The organism is Nocardioides sp., from assembly GCF_041393715.1.
In the GTDB taxonomy this organism is placed as follows: domain Bacteria; phylum Actinomycetota; class Actinomycetes; order Propionibacteriales; family Nocardioidaceae; genus Nocardioides.
Window position 1 is genome coordinate 58,429 of record NZ_JAWKJQ010000002.1, and the last position, 22,973, is coordinate 81,401.

Annotated in this window: 25 protein-coding genes; 4 read left to right on the plus strand and 21 right to left on the minus strand. The window is 73.6% G+C overall.

The features are described 5' to 3' along the window. Positions 1-8: 8 nt before the first annotated feature. From R2740_RS03135 to R2740_RS03160, 6 genes are all read right to left on the minus strand, one after another. Entirely contained in the window at positions 9-1,394 is a 1,386-nt protein-coding gene (locus tag R2740_RS03135; protein WP_371301237.1) for an FtsX-like permease family protein, read from the minus strand. Continuing rightward, positions 1,391-2,146, minus strand: coding sequence for an ABC transporter ATP-binding protein (locus R2740_RS03140; protein WP_371301238.1), 756 nt, complete (start codon positions 2,144-2,146; stop codon positions 1,391-1,393). The genes R2740_RS03135 and R2740_RS03140 overlap by 4 nt, the downstream gene beginning before the upstream one ends. 80 nt (positions 2,147-2,226) lie before the next feature. Continuing rightward, positions 2,227-2,871, minus strand: coding sequence for a response regulator (locus R2740_RS03145; protein ID WP_371301239.1), 645 nt, complete (start codon positions 2,869-2,871; stop codon positions 2,227-2,229). Continuing rightward, positions 2,868-3,998, minus strand: coding sequence for a sensor histidine kinase (locus R2740_RS03150; RefSeq protein ID WP_371301240.1), 1,131 nt, complete (start codon positions 3,996-3,998; stop codon positions 2,868-2,870). The genes R2740_RS03145 and R2740_RS03150 overlap by 4 nt, the downstream gene beginning before the upstream one ends. A 10-nt stretch (positions 3,999-4,008) precedes the next feature. Then, on the minus strand, positions 4,009-5,367 hold the full coding sequence (locus tag R2740_RS03155; protein WP_371301241.1) for an ATP-binding protein: 1,359 nt from the start codon (positions 5,365-5,367) through the stop codon (positions 4,009-4,011). Then, entirely contained in the window at positions 5,364-6,095 is a 732-nt protein-coding gene (locus R2740_RS03160) for a response regulator (RefSeq protein ID WP_371301242.1), read from the minus strand. Before R2740_RS03160 ends, R2740_RS03155 begins: the two co-directional genes overlap by 4 nt. A gap of 168 nt (positions 6,096-6,263) precedes the next feature. Between R2740_RS03160 and R2740_RS03165 the strand changes: the two genes are divergently transcribed. Further along, a complete protein-coding gene (locus R2740_RS03165) occupies positions 6,264-8,624 on the plus strand; it encodes a bifunctional FO biosynthesis protein CofGH (RefSeq protein ID WP_371301243.1) in 2,361 nt (786 codons plus the stop codon). Between the two features lie 27 nt (positions 8,625-8,651). Further along, complete coding sequence (locus R2740_RS03170) at positions 8,652-9,272, plus strand: nitroreductase family protein (RefSeq protein WP_371301244.1); 621 nt, start codon at positions 8,652-8,654, stop codon at positions 9,270-9,272. A 37-nt stretch (positions 9,273-9,309) separates the two neighbouring features. On the opposite strand, the gene R2740_RS03175 is transcribed toward R2740_RS03170, so the two are convergent. From R2740_RS03175 to R2740_RS03195, 5 genes are all read right to left on the minus strand, one after another. Further along, the gene (locus R2740_RS03175; RefSeq protein ID WP_371301245.1) at positions 9,310-9,762 is read right to left on the minus strand and encodes a hypothetical protein; all 453 of its coding nucleotides are present in this window, start codon (positions 9,760-9,762) and stop codon (positions 9,310-9,312) included. A gap of 39 nt (positions 9,763-9,801) precedes the next feature. Further along, entirely contained in the window at positions 9,802-10,365 is a 564-nt protein-coding gene (locus R2740_RS03180) for a hypothetical protein (protein ID WP_371301246.1), read from the minus strand. Positions 10,366-10,375: 10 nt separating this feature from the next. Next, complete coding sequence (locus R2740_RS03185; RefSeq protein WP_371301247.1) at positions 10,376-11,629, minus strand: ABC transporter permease; 1,254 nt, start codon at positions 11,627-11,629, stop codon at positions 10,376-10,378. Between the two features lie 11 nt (positions 11,630-11,640). Continuing rightward, positions 11,641-12,354, minus strand: coding sequence for an ABC transporter ATP-binding protein (locus R2740_RS03190; RefSeq protein ID WP_371301641.1), 714 nt, complete (start codon positions 12,352-12,354; stop codon positions 11,641-11,643). A gap of 68 nt (positions 12,355-12,422) precedes the next feature. Then, on the minus strand, positions 12,423-13,973 hold the full coding sequence (locus R2740_RS03195; RefSeq protein ID WP_371301248.1) for an HlyD family secretion protein: 1,551 nt from the start codon (positions 13,971-13,973) through the stop codon (positions 12,423-12,425). Between the two features lie 169 nt (positions 13,974-14,142). On the opposite strand from R2740_RS03195, the gene R2740_RS03200 reads away from it, so the two are divergent. Further along, on the plus strand, positions 14,143-14,619 hold the full coding sequence (locus R2740_RS03200) for a PPOX class F420-dependent oxidoreductase (RefSeq protein ID WP_371301249.1): 477 nt from the start codon (positions 14,143-14,145) through the stop codon (positions 14,617-14,619). Positions 14,620-14,638: 19 nt separating this feature from the next. Continuing rightward, entirely contained in the window at positions 14,639-15,052 is a 414-nt protein-coding gene (locus R2740_RS03205) for a nitroreductase family deazaflavin-dependent oxidoreductase (RefSeq protein WP_371301250.1), read from the plus strand. 28 nt (positions 15,053-15,080) lie between these two features. On the opposite strand, the gene R2740_RS03210 is transcribed toward R2740_RS03205, so the two are convergent. The 10 genes from R2740_RS03210 to R2740_RS03255 form a co-directional block, all read right to left on the minus strand. Continuing rightward, the gene (locus tag R2740_RS03210) at positions 15,081-15,695 is read right to left on the minus strand and encodes a class I SAM-dependent methyltransferase (RefSeq protein ID WP_371301251.1); all 615 of its coding nucleotides are present in this window, start codon (positions 15,693-15,695) and stop codon (positions 15,081-15,083) included. A gap of 87 nt (positions 15,696-15,782) precedes the next feature. Next, positions 15,783-17,426 (minus strand): LuxR C-terminal-related transcriptional regulator, encoded by a 1,644-nt coding sequence (locus R2740_RS03215; protein WP_371301252.1) that lies wholly within the window; start codon positions 17,424-17,426, stop codon positions 15,783-15,785. Between the two features lie 281 nt (positions 17,427-17,707). Continuing rightward, positions 17,708-18,172: a hypothetical protein gene (locus tag R2740_RS03220; protein WP_371301253.1), complete on the minus strand. Its 465-nt coding sequence runs from the start codon at positions 18,170-18,172 to the stop codon at positions 17,708-17,710. Next, on the minus strand, positions 18,162-18,434 hold the full coding sequence (locus R2740_RS03225; protein WP_371301254.1) for a hypothetical protein: 273 nt from the start codon (positions 18,432-18,434) through the stop codon (positions 18,162-18,164). Before R2740_RS03225 ends, R2740_RS03220 begins: the two co-directional genes overlap by 11 nt. Next, positions 18,431-19,084: a 2-oxo acid dehydrogenase subunit E2 gene (locus R2740_RS03230; RefSeq protein ID WP_371301255.1), complete on the minus strand. Its 654-nt coding sequence runs from the start codon at positions 19,082-19,084 to the stop codon at positions 18,431-18,433. The genes R2740_RS03225 and R2740_RS03230 overlap by 4 nt, the downstream gene beginning before the upstream one ends. Beyond that, complete coding sequence (locus tag R2740_RS03235; protein WP_371301256.1) at positions 19,060-19,365, minus strand: E3 binding domain-containing protein; 306 nt, start codon at positions 19,363-19,365, stop codon at positions 19,060-19,062. The genes R2740_RS03230 and R2740_RS03235 overlap by 25 nt, the downstream gene beginning before the upstream one ends. After that, positions 19,284-19,784, minus strand: coding sequence for a biotin/lipoyl-containing protein (locus R2740_RS03240; RefSeq protein WP_371301257.1), 501 nt, complete (start codon positions 19,782-19,784; stop codon positions 19,284-19,286). Before R2740_RS03240 ends, R2740_RS03235 begins: the two co-directional genes overlap by 82 nt. Continuing rightward, positions 19,781-20,782, minus strand: a complete 1,002-nt coding sequence (locus R2740_RS03245; protein ID WP_371301258.1) for an alpha-ketoacid dehydrogenase subunit beta — start codon at positions 20,780-20,782, stop codon at positions 19,781-19,783. Before R2740_RS03245 ends, R2740_RS03240 begins: the two co-directional genes overlap by 4 nt. After that, positions 20,782-21,795, minus strand: coding sequence for a pyruvate dehydrogenase (acetyl-transferring) E1 component subunit alpha (pdhA, locus tag R2740_RS03250; protein ID WP_371301259.1), 1,014 nt, complete (start codon positions 21,793-21,795; stop codon positions 20,782-20,784). Before pdhA ends, R2740_RS03245 begins: the two co-directional genes overlap by 1 nt. Beyond that, positions 21,792-22,955 (minus strand): AMP-binding protein, encoded by a 1,164-nt coding sequence (locus tag R2740_RS03255; RefSeq protein ID WP_371301642.1) that lies wholly within the window; start codon positions 22,953-22,955, stop codon positions 21,792-21,794. Before R2740_RS03255 ends, pdhA begins: the two co-directional genes overlap by 4 nt. Positions 22,956-22,973 lie beyond the last annotated feature (18 nt).

The window sequence follows — 22,973 nt, forward strand, 5'->3', positions numbered from 1 at the left end:
GGCGGCCGTCATCCGGCCGCGCGGAGGGCCTCGACCGGCGAGACCGCCACGGCGCGCGACGAGGGCACCCGGGAGGCTGCCAGGACGAGCAGGAAGCCGCACACCGCGATCCCCAGCAGGACGGCGCCGGGGATGCCCCAGACGAACCCGTCGGTCTGGAAGCCGACCAGCGACTGGGCGCCGAGAGCGCCGTACGCGAGCCCGAGGGCCATGCCGAAGGTGACCGCCGTGGCCGACAGTGCCACCGACTCCTTGGTGATCATCGTGCGCACCTGACGGGCGGTGAAGCCGAGCGCGCGGAGCAGCCCGATCTCGCGGGTGCGCTGGATCACCGACAACGACATGGTGCTCACGAAGCCGACCGCCGCGATGGCGGAGGAGACCACCACGACGCAGACCATGATCACCGAGACGTTGCGCAGGATCTCGTCGGTCTGCGCGGCCTGTGTCGCCGTCAGGTCCCATGAGCGCGCCGCCGTCCGCAGCGCCGCGAAGCCGGCCGCGAAGGTCGTCACCAGGGTCACTCCGATCACCAGCCCCATCGTCGACCGGGTGGTCCGTGCGGGCTCGCGCACGGCGTTGCGGGCGGCCACCACGCTCGGTGGGTCGGCGCCGAGCAGCCGGGAGGTGAGCGCCACCAGCGTGGGCACGATCATCCGGGCACCGACCAGGAGGCCGGTGCCGGAGGAGACCGCGCCGAGCGCCGCCAACAGGAAGCCGGCCGGCCCGCCCTGCTCGCCGAGCGCCGCCGCGGTCGCCAGGACCAGCCCGCCGAGACCGATCAGCCCGAGCGTCGCAAGCCGCCGCCGCAGGCCGGCCCGGTACGACTCGACCGGAGGGACCGAGGCGCCGAGGAGCGCCTGGGCGGGCGTCGCCCGCAGCACGGCGCGGGAGCCGACCCAGGAGGCGGCCGCTGCGGCCACGATCACGACGACCCCGGCAGGGACGGCGAGCACCGGGAACCACGCGTAGTCGCCACGGTGCAGGCTGCCGCGCGCCACCAGCACCGTGCGGGTCAGGTCCCCGACCACGGTGCCGGCCGCCGAGCCCACGAGCGCGCCGACCGTCGCCACGAGGGTGGCGCCACGGACGACCGACGTGCGTAGCGTGCGAGCGTCGGCGCCGAGCAGCCGGAGCACGGCGATCTGGCGGAGCCGCCCGGCCACGACGGTGTCGACGGCGTTGGCGATGACGACCGCGGAGACGTAGACCGCCACGATGATGAAGACCACGGCGACGGCGCTGAGGATCACGCCGATCGTGCCGCCCTCGGCGCCCGCCGACAACAGGTTCGCGCCGAGCAGCAGCGCGCTGGCGTAGAAGCCGCACATCCCGGCGACCAGCCCGACGGTGCCGACCTCGCGCCGGGAGCCGAGGACCAGGGAGCTGTTCACGCCGCTCCCTCCTCGAGGCCGATGAGCAGCTCGGCGATCTGTGGCGGCGACATCCCCGCATGGTCGCCGACCAGCCGGCCGTCGGCCAGGACGAGCAGCCGGTCGGCGTACGACGCCGCGACCGGGTCGTGGCTGACCATCACGATGGTCTGGCCGTACTCCCGCGCCGCGGTGCGCAGCAGTCCGAGCACCTCGCGCGAGCTGCGGGTGTCGAGGTTGCCGGTCGGCTCGTCGGCGAGCACGACGGCTGGGCGCGGGGCCAGCGCACGCGCGATCGCGACCCGCTGCTGCTGGCCACCCGACAGCTCGCCGGGACGGTGGCTCATCCGGCCGCTCAGCCCGAGCACCTCGAGCAGGTGGTCGACCCACCCGCGCTCCTCGCCGGTGAGGCGGCGGCCCGCAAGCTCGAACGGGAGCAGCACGTTCTCACGCACATCCAGGGTCGGGACCAGGTTGAAGGACTGGAAGACGAAGCCCACCTGCTCACGGCGCAGGATCGTCCGAGCGCGGTCGTCCCTCAGGTGCATCGGCTCTCCGGCCACCAGCACCTCCCCGGAGGTGACGTCGTCCAGGCCGGCGGCGACGTTCATGAACGTCGACTTGCCGGATCCGGACGGCCCCATCACCGCGGTGAAGCCGCCGCGCGGCACCACCACGGTCACCTCGTCCAGCGCACGCACCGCGCCCTCACCGGTGCCGTAGACCTTGCTGACCGAGCGGAAGGCCACCACGGCCTCTCGAGAAGAACCCATGCCGACGACGCTAGGAGCGCGCCTGCCCGCACACATCCTGCGCGGGTGGGTTTGTGCGTACTCCGGAAGAGGTAGCTCGGCTACAGAAGGCCGTGCTCGTAGGCGTAGACGACCAGCTGCACCCGGTCGCGGAGCCCGAGCTTGCCCAGGATCCGCGAGACATGCGTCTTCACGGTCAGCTCCGAGAGGTGCTCGATGCCGGCGATCTCGGCGTTGGAGAGGCCGCCGGCGGCGCGGAGCAGGATCTCGCGCTCGCGGGGAGTCAGGTCGTCGTACTCGCGACCGGGCTTGCGACGCGGCGTGCGGAACCGTTCCAGCAGCGTGCGGGTGGCGCCGGCGGCCACCACCTGGTTCCCGTCGGCGACGGCGCGGACGGCGGCCAGCAGGAGCTCGGGGCGGGCATCCTTGAGCACGAACCCGCTGGCGCCGGCCTCGATGGCCTCGACGGCCGCCTCGTCGAGGTCGAACGTGGTGAGCACCAGCACCTTGGGGGCATCCTCGCCGAGCGAGTCCCGCAGCCGACGGGTCGCGGTCACGCCGTCGACGCGGGCCATCCGGACGTCCATGACCACGACGTCGGGACGCACCTCGGCCACCAGCGCGGGGACCTGGTCGCCGTCGTCGGCCTGGCCCACCACCTCGAGGTCGTGCTGACTCTCGAGGACCATCGCGATGCCGGCGCGGAACATCACCTGGTCGTCGACCAGCGCCACCCGGACCGTCACGGCGCCGGCTCCGGCAGCACGGCGTGCAGCGTCCACGTGTCGCCCTCCGCCCCTGCCTGGAACCGTCCACCGACCAGCCGGACCCGCTCCCGCATCCCGGCCACCCCGTGCCCGGTGCCCGCTGCAGAGGAGCGGTGTAGCCGGTTGCGCACGACGAGACGGTAGCCCGCCCGCCAGTCCTCCTCGACCTCGACGGGGTGAGCCAGGTCGCCGTGCTTGAGCGCGTTGGTGAGCGACTCCGAGAGCAGCCGGTGGGCGGCCACGGCCAGCGCTCCTGACGCGGGCGGTGCCCCCCACTCGGCCACGCGCAGGTCCATGCCGGAGGCGCGTAGCCGGGCGACCAGGGCGTCGCGCGTGGCGCGGCCCAGCGGGGTGGCCGGCTGCTGGTAGCGCAGCTCGGCCAGCAGGTCGCGCAGGTCCGAGATGGAGCCGCGCGCGGTGTCGGCGATGACCTCGAGGGCCTCCGCTGCTCGTTGCCCACCCTGCGGACCGCCGAGGGCGTAGCGCGCACCGTCCGCCTGGGCGGCCACCACGGCCCAGGTGTGCGCGACCAGGTCGTGCATGTCGGCGGCGAGGCGGGCCCGCTCCGCCTCCAGGCCGGCCTGCACCTGGGCCGTGATCCGCGATCGGCCCTGCCAGCGCACGTAGCCCGCCGTCCAGCCCCCGCCGGACACCAGCAGCGCCAGCGCCGCGGCGGCGACGACCGCGTAGGCGGTCGCTCCGCTGGCCGCAGTGTCTCCGACGGCGCCGGTGCGGACGGCGACGGCGAGCACCACCGCCGAGCCCAGCGCTCCCGCCACCCCGAGGCGGCGAACCCGCGCGTCGGCGTGTGCCCCGAGCACGAAGAACACCAGCGCATAGCCCGCATCAGCCGGCAGCGCCAGCTGGCCGGCGACCACCTGGAGCAGCCCGGCCGCCGCTGCCAGGAGCACCATGAGGGGCCAGGCGACTCGACGGACCGCGAGGGCGATCCCCATCGTCACCGTGGCGACCAGGACCAGCCCGTCGTGCTGGGCGATGGTCGACACCAGCGCCACCAGGGTGAAGAGCACGGCCAGGGTGAGGTCGAACACCAGCTGCCCGGGCCTCAGCCGGGCTCGGTCACCCCATAGGTCCGGCTCAACCACAGGGCCGAGACTACGGCCTCCCACCAGCGGGCGGATCCGGCGGAGCAGCCGGCCCGGGCACCTGGGCGAGACGCAACCGCATGGTGGTGCCCGCAGCGGACGAGCTCCCGACCGACAGCTCGCCGCCCATCGCCCCGGCCAGGCCGTGGGCCAGGGCCAGGCCGAGGCCGATGCTCTCCTCGCCGCCGCCGTCGGGTGCCGCGGAGCCGGCGTCGGGCGAGCCGGTGTCGGCCAGGGCGAAGGGGGTGAAGAGCCGGGGGAGCAGGTCGGGCGGGATGCCGGGCCCGTCGTCGGTGACCGTGACCGTGAGCATCGACGAGGGGGGATCGGCCGCGACCTCGACCGAGACCTGGCCGTCCGGCTGGCCGTGCCGGATCGCGTTGCCGACCAGGTTGAGCAGCACCTGGCGGAGGCGCCGGCGGTCGGCGTACACCTGGTCGTCGACGAGGTCGTGGGTGAGCTCGACGCGTCGCTGGTCGGCGCGACCCGACAGCAGGCCGAAGACCTCGAGGACCACCTCGCTGAGGCGCACCGCCTCGGGGTGGAGCGGGAGGGCGTTGGCCTCGATCCGGCTCAGGTCGAGGACGTCGGTCAGCAGGTCCATGACATGACCGGCGGCGGCGTCGATGTGCAGGAGGGCCTCGCGGCGGCGGGTGTCGTCGAGGTCCATGGTCCCGAGCAGCTCGGCGAAGCCGACGATCGCCTGGATCGGTGTGCGCGCCTCGTGGCCGACGGCCGCGAGCAGCTCCGACTTGGCGCGCGAGTGCTCCTCGGCGGTACGCCGCGCGGTCTCGGCCTCCAGGCGGGCCCGACGGTCCAGCTCGGCGGCCGCCTGGTCGATCGCGACTGAGGTGAGGTGGGTGAACCGGTCGACCAGCAGCTGCTCGCGGGGGGTCGGCCGGTGCGGCTGCGGGTGATAGACGGCGAAGGTGCCGACGGGCAGCCCGTCGGGCCCGTCGATCGGGGTGGACCAGCAGGCGCGGAGCCCGGCGCCGTCGGCGGCGTCGAGGAAGTCGACCCACCGTGGGTCGGTGCGTACGTCGGCCGCGACGACCGCCGCGTTGGTCGCGGCCGCCGTCCCGCAGGAGCCGGCGCCGTCGCCGATCGACATCCCGTCGATCGCGGCGACGTAGGTCGCGGGCAGGCTCGGCGCGGAGCCGTGGTGCAGCGTGCCGCGCTCCCGGTCCAGCAGCAGCACCGAGCACCGGGCACCCGGCATCAGCTGCTCCAGCGACACCAGGATCTCGGTGAGCACCTCCGGCAGCGGCGCGGAGCGGGCGATCAGCTCCAGCACCCGGGTCTGCCGGTCGAGCATCTCCTGCACGTCGGCGGCCGACAGCGCCGCCTCGTGCTCCACGTGCGCGGTCATCCGTCGTCCACCAGCTGGTAGCCGACGCCACGCACGGTGCGCAGCAGCGAGGGATGCGACGGGTCGGCCTCGAGCTTGAGGCGGAGCCGGTGCACGTGCTCGGTGACGGTCGCCTCGCCGAGCCACTCCGACGACGCGTTCCACACCTTGTCGACGAGCTCGGCCCTGCTGAAGACCTGGCGCGGGTGGGTGGCCAGGAAGACCAGCAGGTCGTACTCCTTCGGGGTCAGCTCGACCTCGGTGTCGTCGCGCAGCACCCGGCGGCAGGCCGTCTCGATCCGCAGCGCGCCGACGGCGACGTCCTCTCCGGAGAGCTCGGGCGAGCTGCGCCGCAGCACCGACCGGACCCGGGCGGCCAGCTCGCCGGGGGAGAACGGCTTGACCAGGTAGTCGTCGGCGCCGAGGTCGAGCCCGACGATCCGGTCCGACTCGCCGCTGCGTCCGGACAGCACGATGATCGGGGTGTCGGACCGGCCCGACGTGCCCGCCCGCACCGACCGGATCACGTCGAGCCCACCCAGGCGCGGGAGCGAGAGGTCGAGGACGACCAGGGCCGGGTGGTCGTCGCGGATGTGCCGCAGCGCGGTGCTGCCGTCGTCGGCCTCGAGCACCCGGAAGCCGGCGTCGTCGAGCTGCCAGCGGACCACGGTGCGGATCGCCTCGTCGTCGTCCACGACGAGCACCAGCGGGGCGGCCGGATCGCCCCGCGGCACGGTGGAGGGGCTCATGGCTGATGGCTACCACACATCCCGGCCACGGGTCACCGTCCAGACGTCCGGAACACCCGAGCGAGGGGCGACGTTGTGCCCCCGTTGAGGAACGCGGTTGGTCGGCAATGGGAAGGTGGGACTCACCATGACGGCGTGCACCCCGAGACTCCGCCACCGGGTGGCTCCATGACCCCGCTCACCGCGCTGCCCACGGCCGAGCTGGTGGCGCTGGCCGCCGAGCGGCGCGACGCGCTCTTCGGAACCCGGGTGACCTACTCGCCCAAGGTGTTCATCCCGCTGACCAAGCTCTGCCGCGACCGGTGCGGCTACTGCACGTTCGCGGAGTCGCCGCGCACCGCCGTCGCGCCCTACCTCTCACCCGACGAGGTGCTGGCGATCGCCGAGCAGGGCGCCAACGCAGGCTGTCACGAGGCGCTGTTCACCCTCGGCGAGCTGCCCGAGCTGCGCTATCCCGCCGCCGCGGAGTGGCTCGCGGCCCGCGGCCACGCCTCCACGGTGTCCTACCTGGCCGAGATGGCGGGGCTGGTCATGGCCGAGACGGGGTTGTTGCCGCACGCCAACGCGGGCGCCCTCGAGGAGGCGGACCTCGCCGCGCTCCGGTCGGTGTCCGCCTCGCAGGGGATGATGGTCGAGAGCCTGCGCCCCGACCTCGCCGCCCACCGCGGCGCGCCCGACAAGGTGCCCGCGCGTCGGCTGGCGACGCTCGACGCCGCGGGGCGGCTCGCGATCCCCTTCACCACCGGCATCCTGGTCGGCATCGGCGAGTCCGAGGCCGACCGGGTGGAGGCGCTCGAGGCGATCGCCGAGGCGCACCGGCGCCACGGGCACGTCCAGGAGGTGATCGTCCAGAACTTCCTGCCCAAGCCCGGCACCGCGATGCGTGACACCCCGCCCTGCTCCCACGAGGACCACGTCCGCGCGATCGCGCTGGCCCGGCTGGTGCTGCCCGACACCGTGCACGTCCAGGCGCCGCCCAACCTGTCGGCCCCCGAGGAGCTCGCGGGGCTGCTGGCGGCGGGCATCGACGACTGGGGCGGGGTCTCGCCGGTGACGGCCGACCACGTCAACCCCGAGCGGCCCTGGCCGTCGCTGGAGGCGCTGCGGACCGCCACCGAGGACTCTGGCCACCAGCTGGCGCCGCGGCTGACGATCTATCCCGAGTACGCCGGCGTGCCCGAGCGCTGGCTCGACCCGGCCGTGCGGTTCCCGGTGCTCGACCGGGCCGACGCCGACCTGCTGGGCCGCGACGACCCGGGCGCGCTGTGGCCGGAGCGCCACCAGGACGCCGCCCAAGTCGGCACCGGCGCGGAGGTGATCCAGATCGGCCGCCGGTCGACGGCCTGGTTCTCCGGCGCGGGGGTCGACCCGACGCCGCTGCACCCGGGCCGGGTGCCGGTCGGCGGCCGGGTGCGCGAGGTGATCGACGGCGTGCGTGCCGGGCAGGACCCGGGTGCCGACGAGCTCGAGGCGCTGTTCGCGGCGCGCGGCGCCGAGGTGCGGGCGGTGGCGGAGCTGGCCGACGAGATCCGGCGCCGGGTGGTCGGCGACGAGGTCACCTTCGTGGTCAACCGCAACATCAACTACACCAACGTCTGCACGTTCCGGTGCACCTTCTGCGGGTTCTCCAAGGGCCCGCTGTCCCTCAACCTGCGCGGGGCGCCGTACCTCCTGACGCTGGAGGAGATCGCCGACCGCACCGAGGAGGCCGCCGCGCTCGGCGCCACGGAGGTCTGCCTGCAGGGCGGCATCCACCCGAAGTTCGACGGCAACTTCTATGTCGAGGTGGCCCAGGCGGTCCACGAGCGGGTGCCCGACATGCACATCCACGGGTTCACCGCCCTGGAGGTGCTCGAGGGCTCCCGGCGGCTGGAGGAGCCGCTCGACAGCTATCTGCGCCGGCTCCAGGAGGCCGGGCTGCGGTCCCTGCCCGGCACCGCGGCGGAGATCCTCGACGACGAGGTCCGCGCCGTGCTGTGTCCCGACAAGATCACCACCGACGAGTGGCTCGAGGTGCACCGCGTCGCCCACGGCGTCGGGCTGCGCAGCAACATCACCATGATGTTCGGGTCCATCGAGCGTCCCACCCACTGGGTGCGCCACCTGCTCCGCACCCGCGCGCTGCAGCGCGAGACCGGCGGGTTCACCGAGTTCGTCGGGCTGCCCTTCGTGCACATGGCCGCGCCGATCTACCTCAAGCGCGCCGCGCGACGCGGCCCCACCTGGCGGGAGACCCTGCTGGTCCACGCGGTCGCCCGGATCGCCTACGCCCACGACGTCGAGCACGTGCAGGCCTCCTGGGTGAAGCTCGGCCCGGTCGGCGCGGCGCAGCTGCTCGCCGCCGGCGTCGACGACCTCGGCGGCACCCTGATGGACGAGAACATCAGCCGCGCCGCCGGCGCCAGCCACGGCCAGGGCCTCACCCCCGCCGAGCTCGCCGACATCGCCCACGCCGCCGGTCGGCCGCTCCGCCAGCGCACCACCCTCTACGGCGAGGTGGCCGTCCGGCAGGAGTCCGCCGCGGGCTGACGGCGGCGACGGGGCGATACTCCTCCCATGGAGTTCCAGGACGTCGTCAACCGCCGCCGGATGGTCCGCAGCTACTCCGACGAGCCCGTCGACCCGGCGGTCGTCGACCGGGCGGTCCGCAACGCGACCCGGGCGCCGAGCGCCGGGTTCAGCCAGGGGTGGGGGTTCCTCGTGCTCGACCGGCCCGACGACGTACGCCGGTTCTGGGAGGTGACGACGGAGCCAGGCGAGGAGCCCGACGAGTGGCTGCGCGGGATGACGGCGGCCCCGGTCATCGTGATCCCGTGCTCCAGCAAGGCGGCCTACCTCGACCGCTACGCCGAGCCCGACAAGGGCTGGGCGGACCGCGACGAGGCCCGGTGGCCGGTGCCCTTCTGGCACATCGACGCCGGCATGGCGACGCTGCTGATCCTGCAGACGGTGGTCGACGAGGGGCTCGGCGCCTGCTACTTCGGCATCCCGCCGGCCTACGACGCCGCCGTGCGGGCCGCCTTCGACATCCCCGACCGCTTCGACCCGATCGGTGCGGTCACCGTGGGTCACCGTCCCGAGGCCGACCGGGTCGCGGGCTCCCCGACGCGGCGCCCACGCAAGGACCCGGCCGAGGTCATCCACCACGGCCGCTGGGGCGCACCCGCCGACGACTGAGCCGCAGCCCGGCCCGCTCCTGTGTCGCTCCTGGCCGCTACTGCGCGGGCTGCGGGGTGGGCAGCTCGATGCCGCACGCCTGCAGCGCCTGCTGCACCTCGTCGCTGAACAGCCCGCCGCCGGGGCCTCCGCCCGGCCCACCGCTGGGTCCACCGCTGGGCATCCCGCTCGGCGGGCTGCCGGACGGCATCCCGCTCGGCGGACTGCCCGACGGCATCCCGCTCGGCGGTCCCGAGAACTGGTCGGTCGGCAGGTCCGACGGCAGCGCGTCGGAGAGACCCGCGGCCTTCAGACAGGCCCGCACCTTCTTCAGCTCAGCGGCGCTCATGCCGCCACCAGGGCCTCCGCTCGGCGCACCGGAGGGCGCCGAGCTGGAGCCGCTGTCACCCGCGGCCGAGGAAGCGGACGAACCGGAGTTCCCACTGCCGCAGCCGGACAGCAGCGCCACCACCGCCACCAGCACGCCCGCGCCGATCGTCGTACGTCTCACCGAGTCTCTCCTTCTGGGTCAGGCCTTCTGAGCCGGTTGCTAGCGGGCGGTGACGGCCGAGGCCGTGTCGCGGCCCGAGCCGCCACCTGAGTCGGTGGCAAGCGTGATGTCGACCGTGGTGCCGGGCGTGACGTCGCCCGCGGACAGCTCCGACTCCCGCACGATCCGGGTGTCGTCGGTGACGGTGATGCGATGCCGGGTGCCACCCAGGTCCTTGACGACCCAGACCTGGCCGCGCTTGCTCACGACGGTGCCGATCACCTGGGTCGCTGCGGTCGTCCCACCGGCGCCGGAGGAGGCGCCGTCGCCGGACGGAGCGGTGCCCCCGGCGACGCCGCTGGGTCCGCCGCTCGGCATCCCCGACGGGAAGCCACCCGAGGGGAAGCCGCCCTGCGTCGGTCCGCCGGCCGCGGCCGTCGAGCCGGCCGCGGAGCCGAATCGCTTCTGCACCTCGACGCCGCCGAGGAAGACCAGCGAGGCCGCCAGTGCCAGCAGGAGACCCAGCCGCCACCGCGAGCGGCGCCGCGGCGCGGCCAGCCACTCCTCGTTCCAGTCGTCCACCTCGTCGGGAACCTCGATCGGCTCCGACGTCGCGTTGGTCATGGGTCGCTCCTCACTCGTAGCGCAGCGCCTCGATCGGGCGCAGCGCAGCCGCCCGGTTGGCGGGGTAGAGGCCGAAGAACAGGCCGATCGCGATCGCCACTCCGAACGCCAGGAAGACGGAGTACGGCGCCACGACGGGGTGGATGCCGATGATGGTGAACCGCGATCCCACCAACCCGGCGACCACGCCGGCCACGGCCCCGATCAGCGACAGCAGCACCGCCTCCGCCAGGAACTGACCGACGATGTCGGCGCGTGAGGCGCCGATCGCCTTGCGGATCCCGATCTCGCGGGTCCGCTCGGTGACGGTGACCAGCATGATGTTCATGACGCCGATGCCGCCCACCAGCAGGGAGATCGCCGCCACCGCGCCGAGCAGGACCGTGAACGTCTGGTTGGACGACGTCGCGGCCTCGAGGATCGACGAGGCGCTGCTCACGCTGTAGTCACGGTCGTCGGAGGTCACATGGTGGCGTGAGTCGAGGATCGCCTCGACCTCCGCGGTGGCCCGGTCGACGCCGGCCGCCGAGGTGGCCTTGACCGAGATCGAGCTCAGGTCGCCGTAGCCGGCCAGGGTGTCCTGGACCGCGGTCGCGGGGGCGATCACCCGGTCGTCGGAGTCGTTAGGCCCCTGGCTGCCCTTCTCCTCCAGGATGCCGAGCACCGTGAACGCCACCCCGTTGAACGACACCTGCTTGCCGACCAGGTCGGCCGGGTCGGACCCGACCAGGTCCTCGGCGACGCTGGTGCCGAGCAGCGCCACCCGGGCGTGGCCCTCGTACTCGCCGTCGGTGAAGGACCGGCCGTCGGTGACGGAGGTGTTGTCGATGAGGAGGTACGCCGGCGTGGTGCCGGTGAACGTCCCCACCGAGTGCTCGGCGCCGTTGTAGGTCGCCGAGACCGAGGAGGCGCTGACCACCGGCGCCACGCCCAGCACGTGGGGGGCGTCGTCGCTCTCGGCGATCGCCCGCGCGTCGGACATGGTGAGCGCGGGGGCCCGGGTGCTGGTGGCGTTCTGGCTGGTCGGCTGCGAGCCGCCGGGTCCACCTCCGCCCGGACCGAAGCCGCCGCCGCCGGTGGAGGTGGCCGACACGGTCAGGGTGTTGCTGCCCAGCGAGCTGATCTGGTCCTGGACCGCCTTGCTCGATCCGGTGCCGACCGCCACCAGCACGATCACGGCGGCGACGCCGATCAGGATGCCGAGCGTCGTCAGCGCCGACCGGGTCTTGTTGGCGGTCACCCCGCGCCAGGCGAAGCGGGTCATCTCCCTCAGGTTCACGCCGGTGCTCCGGTCCGCCAGCGCGGCGGTGGGGCGCCGACCGGCACCTGTCGGTCGTCGGCGACGATGTGGCCGTCGCTGAACCGCAGGATCCGCTTGGCGTGCTGGGCGACCTCGTCCTCGTGGGTGATCATCACCACGGTGCGCCCGCCCGCGGCGAGCTCGTCGAAGAGCGCCAGCACCTCGGCACTGCTGCGACTGTCGAGGGCGCCGGTGGGCTCGTCGGCGAGCAGCAGCACCGGCCGGGTGACGATGGCGCGGGCCAGTGCCACGCGCTGCTGCTGTCCGCCGGAGAGCTCCGAGGGCTGGTGGTGGACCCGGTCGGCGAGCCCGACCCGCTCCAGCGCCTCCTCCGCGCGCTCGCGGCGCTCGTGGGCCGCCACGCCGGCGTAGGCCATCGGCAGCTCCACGTTGAGCAGTGCCGTGGTGCGGGGGATCAGGTTGAAGCTCTGGAAGACGAAGCCGATCTTGCGGTTGCGGATCAGGGACAGCTGCCGCTCCGCGAGCCGGCGTACGTCGATCCCGTCGAGGAGGTAGCGACCGCTCGAGGCGACGTCGAGGCACCCGATGATGTTCATCAGCGTGGACTTGCCGGAGCCGGAGGCGCCCATGATGGCGACGTAGTCGCCGCGCTCGATCGTCAGCTCCACCCCGCTCAGCGCGTGGACCGTGGCCTCGCCCGAGCCGTAGGTCTTGGTGATCCCGGTCATCTCGATGACCGGCGGTCGAGCCGCGGGGGCGATCGGCACCGGCGCGACCGTGGCCGCGTGCTGCCCGCTCACTGGGGGCCGCCGCCGATCGCGCCGCCTCCGGGCGGCCCGCCTCCGGGGAAGGTGAAGCCGGTCGAGCTGCTGTCGGACTCCGGCACCACCAGCACGTCGCCGGCCGAGAGTCCGCTGACCACCTGGGTCTGGTTGTCGCCCTGGAGGCCCACCTCGACCTGCACCGACCGGGTCGACCCGTCGTCCTCGAGCACGGTCGCGGTCGTGGTGTTGCCGACCGTCGTCAGTGCCGAGCTCGACACCCGCAGCACGTCGTCCTTGCTGCCGGTGGTGATCACGACCTCCGAGGAGGCGCCGAGCTTGACGCCGTTGGTCTTGGCGAGGCTCACGGTGACGGCGTACTCCACGACGTTGTTGGTCACCGTCTGGACGGTGGCGACCGAGGACACCGTCCCGGGGATCTCGCGGTCGCTGGCCGACAGGGTCACCGTGGCGGACTGGCCGGTGTGGACGCTGTCGATGTCGGCCTCGGCGACGTAGGTCGTCACCTCCAGGGCGTGGGTCGACGTGAGTGTGACGAACCCGCTGCTGGTGCTGCTGTCCGTGCCGGTCGAGCCGGAGGAGGAGCTCGACGAGGACGACGAGCCGGACGCCGTCTGGCCGACCGACCCGTTGACCTCGGCCACCGTGCCGGCGACCGGAGCGCGGAGCACGGTGTCGGCCAGCGCCGTGCGCGCCTGGTCGACGGTCACCTGGGCGGTGTCGACCGACGCCTGCGCGTTGGCGACCTCGGAGTCGGAGGCCCCCTGCTGGTTGAGCGCGACGCTGGCCCGGGCCGACGACAGCTGTTCCTTGGCGGTGGCGAGCTGGGAGCGCTGGGACGCCACCTGCTGCCGGCCGGACAGCTGGGTCTGGGCGCGCTGCTCCTTGGTGGTGGTCAGCGACGTCTGGGCCGCGGACCGGGTGGCCTTGGCCTCCTGGAGGGCGGTCCGGTTGGCGTCGGACGCGTCGCTGTCGTAGGCCGCCTGCGCGCGCTGGACCGCCTTGGTGGCGTCGTCGAGGGTGCGCTGGGCACGGCTCACGGCCGCGTCCGCCTGGCGGAGGTTCAGCCGGGCGCTCTCCTCGGCCTGCCGCAGCCCGAGCTCGGCGTTGGTCACCGACCGCTGCGCCGAGGTGATCGAGGCCTGGTCGACCGCCCGCTGGGCGCTGGTCTCGCCGGAGACCGTCTCGGCGTAGCCGGCCTGTGCGGCCCGCAGCTGGATCTCGGCCGATCGCAGGCTCTGCCGGGCCGACGTCTGGTCGATCTGCGCGAGGATCTGGCCCTTGGTCACCCGCTCGCCCTGGTCGACGTAGATCTTGCGCACCACCTGGGTGCTGTCCGCGAAGTCGACGGCGACCGAGGTGTCGGCGGCGACGTTGCCCGAGGCGGTGACGCTCGCGACCACGTTGCCGGTGTCGACGGTGGTGGTCGTCTGTGCGGTGTTGCTGGTCTGGTCGCCGGCGGTCACGGCGCGCACCGAGAGACCGACCACCGTCAGGACCGCCAGCGCCAGGACGGTGTTGATGATCGTTGCCCGGCTGACCGACCTCCACATCGCACGCGGCATCGTTGGCCCTTCTCCTCGGTGGTCGGTGGCAGCAGCACTCGACCAGGGTCGGTTGAGCGCGTCCGATGTGCCGGCTGTGCGGAGGCTGTGACCCGGCGCGGACGGCAGTGAGCCTCGTCTCATCGGTGTGACAGGGTGGACGAAAGGCACGAGGAGAGGGGGAGCGCGCATGGCCCGCAAGATCGCGACCAACGCGACGGTGGAGCTCGAGGCGCTCTTGGACTTCGTCCGCCCCCGCCACCACATGCTGCTGATCACCCGGCGTGCCGACGGCACCCCGCAGGCGTCCCCCGTCTCGGGCGGCGTCGACGACGCCGGGCGGCTGGTGATCGCGACCTATCCCGAGCGGGCGAAGACGCGCAACGCCCGCGAGCGGCCCGACGTCAGTGTGGTGGTGCTCTCCGACGAGTGGGACGACGCCTGGGTCCAGGTCGACGGCCGCTGCGAGGTCCTCGACGCCGTCGGACCCGACTCGGAGGACGCCCTGGACGCCTTCGTGGAGTACTTCCGCACCATCGCCGGCGAGCACCCCGACTGGGCGGAGTACCGCCGGGCCATGGTCGACCAGGGCAAGTCGCTCCTGCGGGTCACCCCGACCCGCTGGGGCCCGATCGCGACCGGCGGGTTCCCCGCGCGGCTCGCCTGACAACTCGGAGAGGACGCCCGTGAGCGGTTTCAACGACAAGGTGGTGGCGGAGTTCCGCGCCCAGGGCGGCCGGGTCGGCGGACCCTTCGAGGGCGCACCGATGATCCTGGTCCACCACGTGGGCCGGCGCAGCGGCCGCGAGCAGGTGACGCCGCTGATGTACCTGCCCGGAAACGACGGCACCATGTCCATCTTCGCCTCCGCCGCCGGGGCTCCCGGTCACCCGGCGTGGTACTTCAACCTCACCTCGGCCGGCCACGCCACCGTCGAGGTCGGCACCGAGACCTTCGACGTCGACGTCCGGGAGCTGGAGGGGTCCGAGCGCGACGAGGTGTTCGCCGAGCAGGTCCGGCGCTACCCCGGCTTCGGTGAGTACGCCGACAAGACCGAGGGCATCCGCACCATCCCCGTGCTGCGCCTGACCCGGCGCTAGCCGGCCGAAGGCGCGACGGCCGGGGCGCTCAGTCGCGACGCATCCGGTAGAACACCGGCGCCGCCTTGCGGGCGATCCTCGGCATTCCGGGCAGGTCGGTGGGCGGCCTGGTCTCGTCGACGATCGTCCAGCCTCGGAAAGCGGTCTCGATCTGCCGGCGAGTGGCTCCGGCGGGCATGAACCGTGGCCCGATCGGGTTGGCGAAGGCGAGCAGCACCATGGTCGCGTCCGCCGTGGCCCGCTCCGACACCGCGCGAGCCATCGCGGTTCGCTGCTTCTCGTCGAGTCCGTGGAAGCAGCCGACGTCGAGGAAGAAGTCGAAGCCGTCGCCGACGAGGTCGGCGGGCAAGGTGGTGGCATCCGCCTTGACGAAGGTCGCAGCGACGCCCGCCTCCGCGGCGCGTCTGCGGGCCTTGCCGAGAGCCCGGTCCACCAGGTCGACGCCGGTCACCCGCCAGCCGCGGGCCGCCAGGGCCACGCTGTGGGCGCCGGTGCCGCACCCGAGGTCGAGCGCCGTGCCGGTCCGGCCGCGCGCCTCCTCCTCGGCACGGAAGAAGCCGTCGAGCCGGTCCCGGTCGACCTCGGCCGAGGTCTCCCAGGGGGTGAAGCCGATGGCATAGGCCAGGTCATAGAACGTTGTCATGGTCGCCAACCTCCTCAGGTCGAGAACGACGCTAGGCAACCTCCGCGGGCGGGCACATCGGCAGAACTGTGTAGGTCGGATGTGTAGTCACATCAGGTGGCTGTCGTAGGCGAAGGCGGTCGCCGCCGCCCGCGACCCGACTCGGGTCTTGGCGAAGATGTTGGCGACGTGCCGCGCGACGGTGCGTTCGGAGAGGACCAGCTCGCGGGCGATGTCGCGGTTGCTCCGGCCGGTGGCCAGCATCCGCAGCACCTCGAGCTCGCGTGGAGTCAGGCCGGCGGGCGCCGGTCGCCGCCCGGGCGACTCCGCGTCCAGGAGGGACAGCTCCGGTGCCGCCCCCAGGTCGGCGAAGGCGACGCGAGCCGCCTGTGCCTCCAGGTCGGCGGTCTCGGTGTCGCCGAGCTGCCGGCAAGCACGCGCGATCAGCACCCGGCAGCGCGCCACGTCGTACGGCGCCCGGACGGCGCTCCAGTCGGACAGGGCGGCGCGCAGCGACGCCAGCGCGGCGCCGGGGTGACCGTCGGTGAGCGCGAGGGCGCCCTCGGCCAGCGCGGCGGTCGCGCGCAGGTAGCGCGAGTCGAGCCGACCGGCGCTCTCCGCCAGCTCGGTCGCGGCTCCGCGGGCGGTCTCGAGATCACCGTCGGCCAAGGCCACCTCCACCATCGCGGGCAGCAGCCGGTGGCGGACGAAGCCGGCCGGGCTCTCGGCCAGTGCCCGCCGGAGCGCGAGCACCGCCGTTGCCGGGTTCCCCTGCGCGGCGCGCAGCAGTGCCAGCCCGGGCTGCGGGTCGTGACCGGCCTCGAGCGCGTCGCGGTAGGCCTGCTCCGCGGCGCGCGACTCGCCGCGGACCCGGTGGAGCTCCCCGCGCTGGTAGTGCGCCATGCCGAGGGCGCGGTCGGGGCGGCCAGGATCCACACCGAGCCTGCCGAGCACGTCGTCGAGCTCGCGGGCGGCGTCCTCCCAGCGGCCGTGCAGCTGGAGCACCTCGGAGCGGTGCACCAGGCACTGCCCGCGATAGTGGACCAGGCCGGGCTGGCGGTCGCACCAGCGGGACAGGGCCTCGGTCCACTCCGCGCTGCGGGACAGGTCCAGGCAGCCGCGGCTGACCAGGATGGCCGCGCAGTAGACCTGGCCGACCGCCTGCGGGTTCGCGCTGCCGGTGGTCGCGAGCACCATCGTCTCGTCCAGCTCGGCCATGCCCTCCGCCATCAGCCCGAGCTCCAGGAGCGCCTGGCCGTGGCCGTTCCGGGCCAGCAGCTCGAGGTCCGCGTCGCCGTGCTCGCGCCCGGTCGCCAGCGCTTCGGCCAGCAGTCGCCGGCCCTCCTCGGGCTGGCGTTCGAAGAGCGCCCGCATGCCCTCGTTCATGCGGTCGTAGCCCCGCCACACCGACCCCGCGAACTCGTCGGGCGAGTAGATGCTGCGCAGTCGGCCGAGCCAGCCGTGCGCGCGGGCCGGCTCACCACGCATGAGCAGCGTCAGCCCCAGCCAGAAGGCGGCCCGCGCCGCGCCGTCGAGGTCACCGGCCTCCAGGTGTGCGTGGTGGGCGCGCTCGCGGACGGTGTCGGACTCGTCATCGCGTCCGCACAGCAGAGCGGCGAGGCCCCAGGCGTCGAGGTCGTCGGGCGTCAGCGATCCGCCCGGGTCAGCCTCCGCGAAGGCCGCGCAGGCCGCGTCCCACCGCTGTGTCGCAACAGCCGCGTGGGCGCGCTGGATCGGCCCCTTGCTCGCCACGGTCGCATCCTCCCACCGCCGTGGTCGCCGAGCCGACGTAAGGCCGTGCGGGTCCGAGCGGCGATGGTCGTCCAGGAACGCCCAGACGGCGTGGCAGGCCGGCCCGACGCCCCAGGAGGCTCACCCAGGAGGCTCACCCAGGAGGCTCACCAGCAGGCCCGGTCCGGCCCGGTGATCGTGCGGGGGTTCGCGCACACACAGGCAGCCGACAACGATGCCGGCGCGGCCGCTGGTGTCGGCGTCGACTGACCCCTCGACTCGAGTCCGGCGACCGAAGGTCGTCAGCGGTGCCGGCCCGAGGCGTTCAGTGAGCCGTGGTCGTGCGGGGTGCCGTGCGCCGCGAAGCCCATCAACCGCCAGGCCGTGGCGACCATCCCGATGACGCTGCCCACGATCGCGATCGCGAGGAGCACATGAGCGACGAGTGCCCAGGTGGAGCCGATGTCGAACGGGAAGACCTGCCAGACGCGCACCGCGGCGGCCAGACCGATGGCCGTCGTCACCAGGTCCCCCGCGGCCTTGAGCCAGCGTCGGTCGTCGACCAGGAAGACGGCGTTGGCCAGCACGCCGGCGATCATCGAGGCGTTGACGATCCCGAGCACGCGCTCGGTGTCCTCGGTGAGGAAGGAGATGGCGTCCCAGCCGGGCCATCGGTTGACCACGGCCAGCAGCGCGAGGTTGACCACGACGGCGACGGCGTACCCGAACCGTCTGCTCGCCGCACGGGGCCGCTTGCTACGAGCCATCGCCGGCTCCGGTCAGGAAGCCCACGCAGGTGGCCATCGTGACCAGTCGTGGGTAGTCGGCCTCGGCGATCGGAACCGCCGTGAGCGTGGCGAGCGTCTCGGCGAAGCCGAGGAAGTCCAGCGAGTCCAGCTCGAACTCGCCGCGGCTCGGGGTGTCGTCGTCGACGTCGTCGAAGTCGGCGTCGGGGACCACGTGGCGTACGGCGGCCTGGACCGCGCCTCGGGCGGCCTCGGCCGTGGGTCGGGTCTGCTGGGTGCTCATAGTTCCTCCGGGTGCTGTAGGAGATCGTCGATGGTCGCGAGGTAGCGGCCGCCGGTGAAGCCGTCGGTGGCCCGGTGGTCCGCGGCGAGGGTCAGCGTGGTGACCGGCCGGACGCCGAGCAGCCCGTCCACCGACCACGGTCGCTCCACGACCCGTCCGAAGCCGACCAGCGCCACCTGCGGCGGGTAGATCACGCCGTAGACCGACTCCACGCCCTGCTCGCCCAGGTTGGTGACCGTCAATGTCGGGTCCGCCATCTCCGAGCCGCGGAGCCGACCCGCACGGGCTCGGACCACCAGGTCGCGCATCGCGGCCAGCGTCTCGATCACCGACAGCCGGTCGGCGTCGTGGATCGCCGGGGCGACGAGGCCGCCGCGGCGCAGCGAGATGGCCAGCCCGAGGTGCACCCCGCCGCCGGGTCGGAAGGTCTCGTCGACCCAGAAGCCGTTGAGCGCGGGGTGCCGCGCCGTCGCGACGGCGGTGGCGCGCAGCAGAAGGGCCGCGGGGACCAGGCGTGCGGAGATCGGCAGGTCGGCGTTCCGCTCGCGCATCCAGGCCAGCGCCGCGGACAGGTCCACGGTCGTCGTCAGGTAGTAGTGCGGGATCTCCCGCTTGGAGCGCGCCATCAGCCGGGCGATGGTCTCCCGCATGGCCCGCGTCCGGGTCGCCGCGTCGGCCGCTGCCGGCGTGCTCGCGGACGGGGTCGCGGACGGGTCGCGACGGCGGCCCGGCTGCCGGACTCGCCGTCGGCGGCGCGGACGTCGGCGGCGCGGACCACCTCACCGTCGCGGGGCGTGACGGAGCCGGGGTCGATGCCGAGCTCGCGCGCGAGCCTGCGGGCGTACGGCGTCACGCGTCGCCGCGCGGCGGGGGACAGGACGGCCGTCTCGACGTCGGCGCGGGTGATCTCGCCGCCGGGACCGGAGCCCACGAGGAAGTGAGGTCGACGCCGAGCTCGCGGGCCCGCCGGCGGACCAGCGGCGAGTGCACCGCCGGGGCGGGGGCCGGCGTGCTGACCGGCGCCGGCGTGCTGGGCGCCGCGGTGGCCGGCTCGGGCTCGGCCGGCAGGGGCACGTGCGCGGCGGGCTGCTGCGGCACCGGCGCGGGAGCCGCGTCGAGCGGGGTGAGGTGCGCGAGCACGGTGCCGACCGGCACCAGCGTCCCGACCGGGACGACCAGGTCGGCGACCACGCCCTCGGCGAAGGCCTCCACCTCGATCGCCGACTTCGAGGTGTCGACGACGGCCATCGGGTCGCCCTTGTGCACCACGTCGCCCGGCGCGACCAGCCACTCGATCACCGTGCCCTGGTCCATGTCCGCTCCCAGCGAGGGCATCGTGAAGTCGCTCATCTCCGCTCACCCACCGTGCGCCGCGCGGCGGCGACGATGTCGCGCACCTGGGGCAGCGCCTCCTCCTCCAGATGCTGGGCGTAGGGGATCGGCACCTCGTCGGTGCAGACCCGTTCCACCGGGGCGTCCAGGTCGTAGAACGCCTGCTCGGTGATCCGCGCGGTGACCTCCGCCGACAGGCTCCCGGACCGCCAGCCCTCGTCGACGACGACGGCGCGGTGCGTGCGGGTGACCGACCCGAGGAAGGTGGCGTCGTCCAAGGGCCGAAGCGTGCGCAGGTCGACGACCTCGGCGTCGATCCCGGACGCGGCGAGCTCGTCGGCGGCCTCGAGGGTGCGGCCCAGCGTGCCGCCGTAGGTGATCAGGGTCAGGTCGGCGCCGGCCCGGCGGACGGCGGCTCGGTCGATGTCCACGGCCCCGGCATCCTCGGCCAGCTCGCCGGCCAGGTTGTAGAGCGAGCCGTGCTCGAACACCAGCACGGGGTCGGGGTCCTGGAGGGCGGTCCACAGCATCCCGCGGGCGTCCTCCAGCGTGGCCGGCGTGACGATCCGCAGCCCGGGGATGTGGGCGTACCACCCCTCCAGGCTGTGGCTGTGCTGAGCGGCCAGCTGCCGCCCGGCGCCGGTCGTCATCCGGATCACCAGCGGGACGGCGTACTGCCCTCCGGACATGTGCTGGAGCGAGGCGGCGGTGTTCATGATCTGGTCGAGCGCGAGCAGGCTGAAGTTGACCGTCATCACCTCCACGATCGGCCGCAGGCCGCCGAGGGCGGCGCCGATGCCGGCGCCCACGAACGCGCTCTCGGAGAGGGGGGTGTCGCGGACCCGTTCGGGGCCGAACTCCTCCAGCAGCCCGAGGCTGACGCCGAAGCAGCCGCCGTAGGCGCCGACGTCCTCGCCCATCAGGAACACCCGATCGTCGCGCTGCATGGCCTCGCGGATCGCGTCGCGCAGCGCGTCGCGGTAGGTCGTCTTCACCGTCGTGACCGGGGTGCCCATCACGTCACCTCCACCGTGGTCCGGTCGCTGTAGACGAACCTGGTCAGCTCCTCGACGGGCTCCAGCGGAGCCGCCTCGGCCCGGGCGACGGCCGTCGCGATCTCGGCGGCGACCTCCTTCTCCATGGCCGCGAGCTGACGGTCGCTGAGCCGGTCCTCGGCACGGAGCCGATCGGCCAGCGAGGTGACCGGGTCGTGGGTCTTCTCCTCGGCCACCTCGGCCTTCGGCCGGTAGCGGTCGGGGTCGTACATCGAGTGCGCGCGGAAGCGATAGGTGCGCATCTCCAGGAAGTGCGGACCGCCGCCGTGCCGGATCGCCTCGACGGCCTGGCGCGCGGAGTCCTCGACGGCCCGCACGTCCATGCCGTCGACCGCCCAGGCGGCCATGCCGTACGACGATGCGCGCAGCGCCAGGTCGGTCCGAGCGTGCTCGTGGGCCAGCGACGTGCCCATCGCGTAGCGGTTGTTCTCGCAGACGAACAGCACCGGCAGGTGCCACAGGGCCGCCAGGTTGAGCGACTCGTGAAACTCGCCCTCGGCGGCGGCGCCCTCGCCGAAGAAGCAGACGGTCACCCGGGGCCGGCCCGCCAGGTGGTCGGCGAGCGCCAGGCCGACGGCGAGCGGCAGCCCGCCGCCGACGATGGCGTTGCCGCCCACGAACCGGGTTGCCGCGTGGAAGAGGTGCATCGACCCGCCACGGCCGCGGCTGCAGCCGGTCTGCCGGCCGAACATCTCGGCCATCAGCTCCTCCATCGGCACCCCGCGGGCCAGCGCGTGACCGTGCTCGCGGTAGGTCGACACGACCGCGTCGTCTGGCTCCAGCGTCGACATCACTCCGGTCGCGACCGCCTCCTCGCCGACGTACAGATGCAGGAAGCCGCGGATCCGGGTGGCGCTGTAGAGCTCCGCGCAGGTCTCCTCGAAGCGCCGGATGCGGAGCATGGTGCGCAGCAGGTCGCGCTGGTGCTCGGCCGCGACGTCGGCGGCCGAGGGCGCACGCCGACGCGTGGTCATGACGCCTCCGCTCCCTCCAACGTCGAGACATCGCCCTCGGGCAGTCCCAGCTCGCGGGCCTTGAGCAGCCGCCGCATCACCTTGCCGCTGCGGGTGTGGGGGAGGTGCTGGTCGAAGTCGATCTCCTTCGGAGCCAGCCCGCCGAGCTTCTTGCGCCCGAAGGCGAGCAGCTCCCCGCGCAGCTGCTCGCTCGGCTCGTAGCCGCCACGGAGGGTGACGAAGGCCTTCACGATCTCGCCGGCCAGCTCGTCCGGCTTGCCGATCACCCCGGCCTCGACGACCGCGGGGTGCTCCATCAGCGCCGTCTCGACCTCGAACGGTCCGACCAGGTGGCCGGCCGACTTGATCACGTCGTCGGCGCGCCCGACGAACCAGACGTAGCCGTCCGGGTCGACGCGGGCCAGGTCGCCCGACAGGTAGAAGCCGTCGGCGAAGCAGGAGCGATAGCGCTCCTCCTCGCCGAGGTAGCCGCGGAACATCGACGGCCAGCCGGCGCGGAGCGCGAGCTCACCGACCTGCTCGACGCCGGCGGGAGTGACGTGGCCGCCCGTGCGGTCGGCCCGGCCGTCCTCGCCGCGCGCCAGCACGGCGGCCTCGATCCCCGGCATCGGCCGGCCCATCGAGCCGGGCCGCACCTCGGTGCCCCGGTAGTTGCTGATCATGATCGCGCCGGTCTCGGTCTGCCACCAGTTGTCGTGGATCGGCAGGCCGTAGGCGTCCTGGCCCCACTCGACCACCTCGGGGTTGAGGGCCTCGCCGACGCTGGCGATGTGCCGCAGGGCGGTGAGGTCGTAGTCGCCGGCCAGCGCCGCGCCCGAGCGCATCAGCATGCGCAGCGCCGTGGGTGCGGTGTACCAGACGTTGACGTGATGGTCGGCGAGGACGCCGTACCAGACCCGCGGGTCGTACTCGCCGGCGTACGTCACCAGGGTCACGCCGTGGGTCAGCGGCGCGATGATGCCGTACGACGTGCCGGTCACCCAGCCCGACGTGCTCGGCGGTGCACCAGAACACGTCGCCCCGGTGCAAGGTCCGGCGTAGCGGGCGGTGACGTGGTGGGCCAGCACCGCCTGGTGCACGTGGACCGCGCCCTTCGGGGTGCCCGTGGTGCCGCTGGTGAAGTGCAGCAGCGCGGGGTCCTCGGGGTCGGTCGGCGGGATCTCGAAGACGTCGGGCCG

What these genes read in the sequence shown, in the direction of transcription:
- R2740_RS03140 (WP_371301238.1), bottom strand. Translation starts at nt 2,146, where the DNA reads ATGGGTTCTTCTCGAGAGGCCGTGGTGGCCTTCCGCTCGGTCAGCAAG.
- R2740_RS03155 (WP_371301241.1), bottom strand. Translation starts at nt 5,367, where the DNA reads ATGACCGCGCACGTGGAGCACGAGGCGGCGCTGTCGGCCGCCGACGTG.
- R2740_RS03160 (WP_371301242.1), bottom strand. Translation starts at nt 6,095, where the DNA reads ATGAGCCCCTCCACCGTGCCGCGGGGCGATCCGGCCGCCCCGCTGGTG.
- R2740_RS03165 (WP_371301243.1), top strand. Translation starts at nt 6,264, where the DNA reads ATGACCCCGCTCACCGCGCTGCCCACGGCCGAGCTGGTGGCGCTGGCC.
- R2740_RS03170 (WP_371301244.1), top strand. Translation starts at nt 8,652, where the DNA reads ATGGAGTTCCAGGACGTCGTCAACCGCCGCCGGATGGTCCGCAGCTAC.
- R2740_RS03180 (WP_371301246.1), bottom strand. Translation starts at nt 10,365, where the DNA reads ATGACCAACGCGACGTCGGAGCCGATCGAGGTTCCCGACGAGGTGGAC.
- R2740_RS03185 (WP_371301247.1), bottom strand. Translation starts at nt 11,629, where the DNA reads ATGACCCGCTTCGCCTGGCGCGGGGTGACCGCCAACAAGACCCGGTCG.
- R2740_RS03190 (WP_371301641.1), bottom strand. Translation starts at nt 12,354, where the DNA reads ATGACCGGGATCACCAAGACCTACGGCTCGGGCGAGGCCACGGTCCAC.
- R2740_RS03195 (WP_371301248.1), bottom strand. Translation starts at nt 13,973, where the DNA reads ATGCCGCGTGCGATGTGGAGGTCGGTCAGCCGGGCAACGATCATCAAC.
- R2740_RS03200 (WP_371301249.1), top strand. Translation starts at nt 14,143, where the DNA reads ATGGCCCGCAAGATCGCGACCAACGCGACGGTGGAGCTCGAGGCGCTC.
- R2740_RS03210 (WP_371301251.1), bottom strand. Translation starts at nt 15,695, where the DNA reads ATGACAACGTTCTATGACCTGGCCTATGCCATCGGCTTCACCCCCTGG.
- R2740_RS03220 (WP_371301253.1), bottom strand. Translation starts at nt 18,172, where the DNA reads ATGGCTCGTAGCAAGCGGCCCCGTGCGGCGAGCAGACGGTTCGGGTAC.
- R2740_RS03225 (WP_371301254.1), bottom strand. Translation starts at nt 18,434, where the DNA reads ATGAGCACCCAGCAGACCCGACCCACGGCCGAGGCCGCCCGAGGCGCG.
- R2740_RS03230 (WP_371301255.1), bottom strand. Translation starts at nt 19,084, where the DNA reads ATGCGGGAGACCATCGCCCGGCTGATGGCGCGCTCCAAGCGGGAGATC.
- R2740_RS03240 (WP_371301257.1), bottom strand. Translation starts at nt 19,784, where the DNA reads ATGAGCGACTTCACGATGCCCTCGCTGGGAGCGGACATGGACCAGGGC.
- R2740_RS03245 (WP_371301258.1), bottom strand. Translation starts at nt 20,782, where the DNA reads ATGGGCACCCCGGTCACGACGGTGAAGACGACCTACCGCGACGCGCTG.
- pdhA (WP_371301259.1), bottom strand. Translation starts at nt 21,795, where the DNA reads ATGACCACGCGTCGGCGTGCGCCCTCGGCCGCCGACGTCGCGGCCGAG.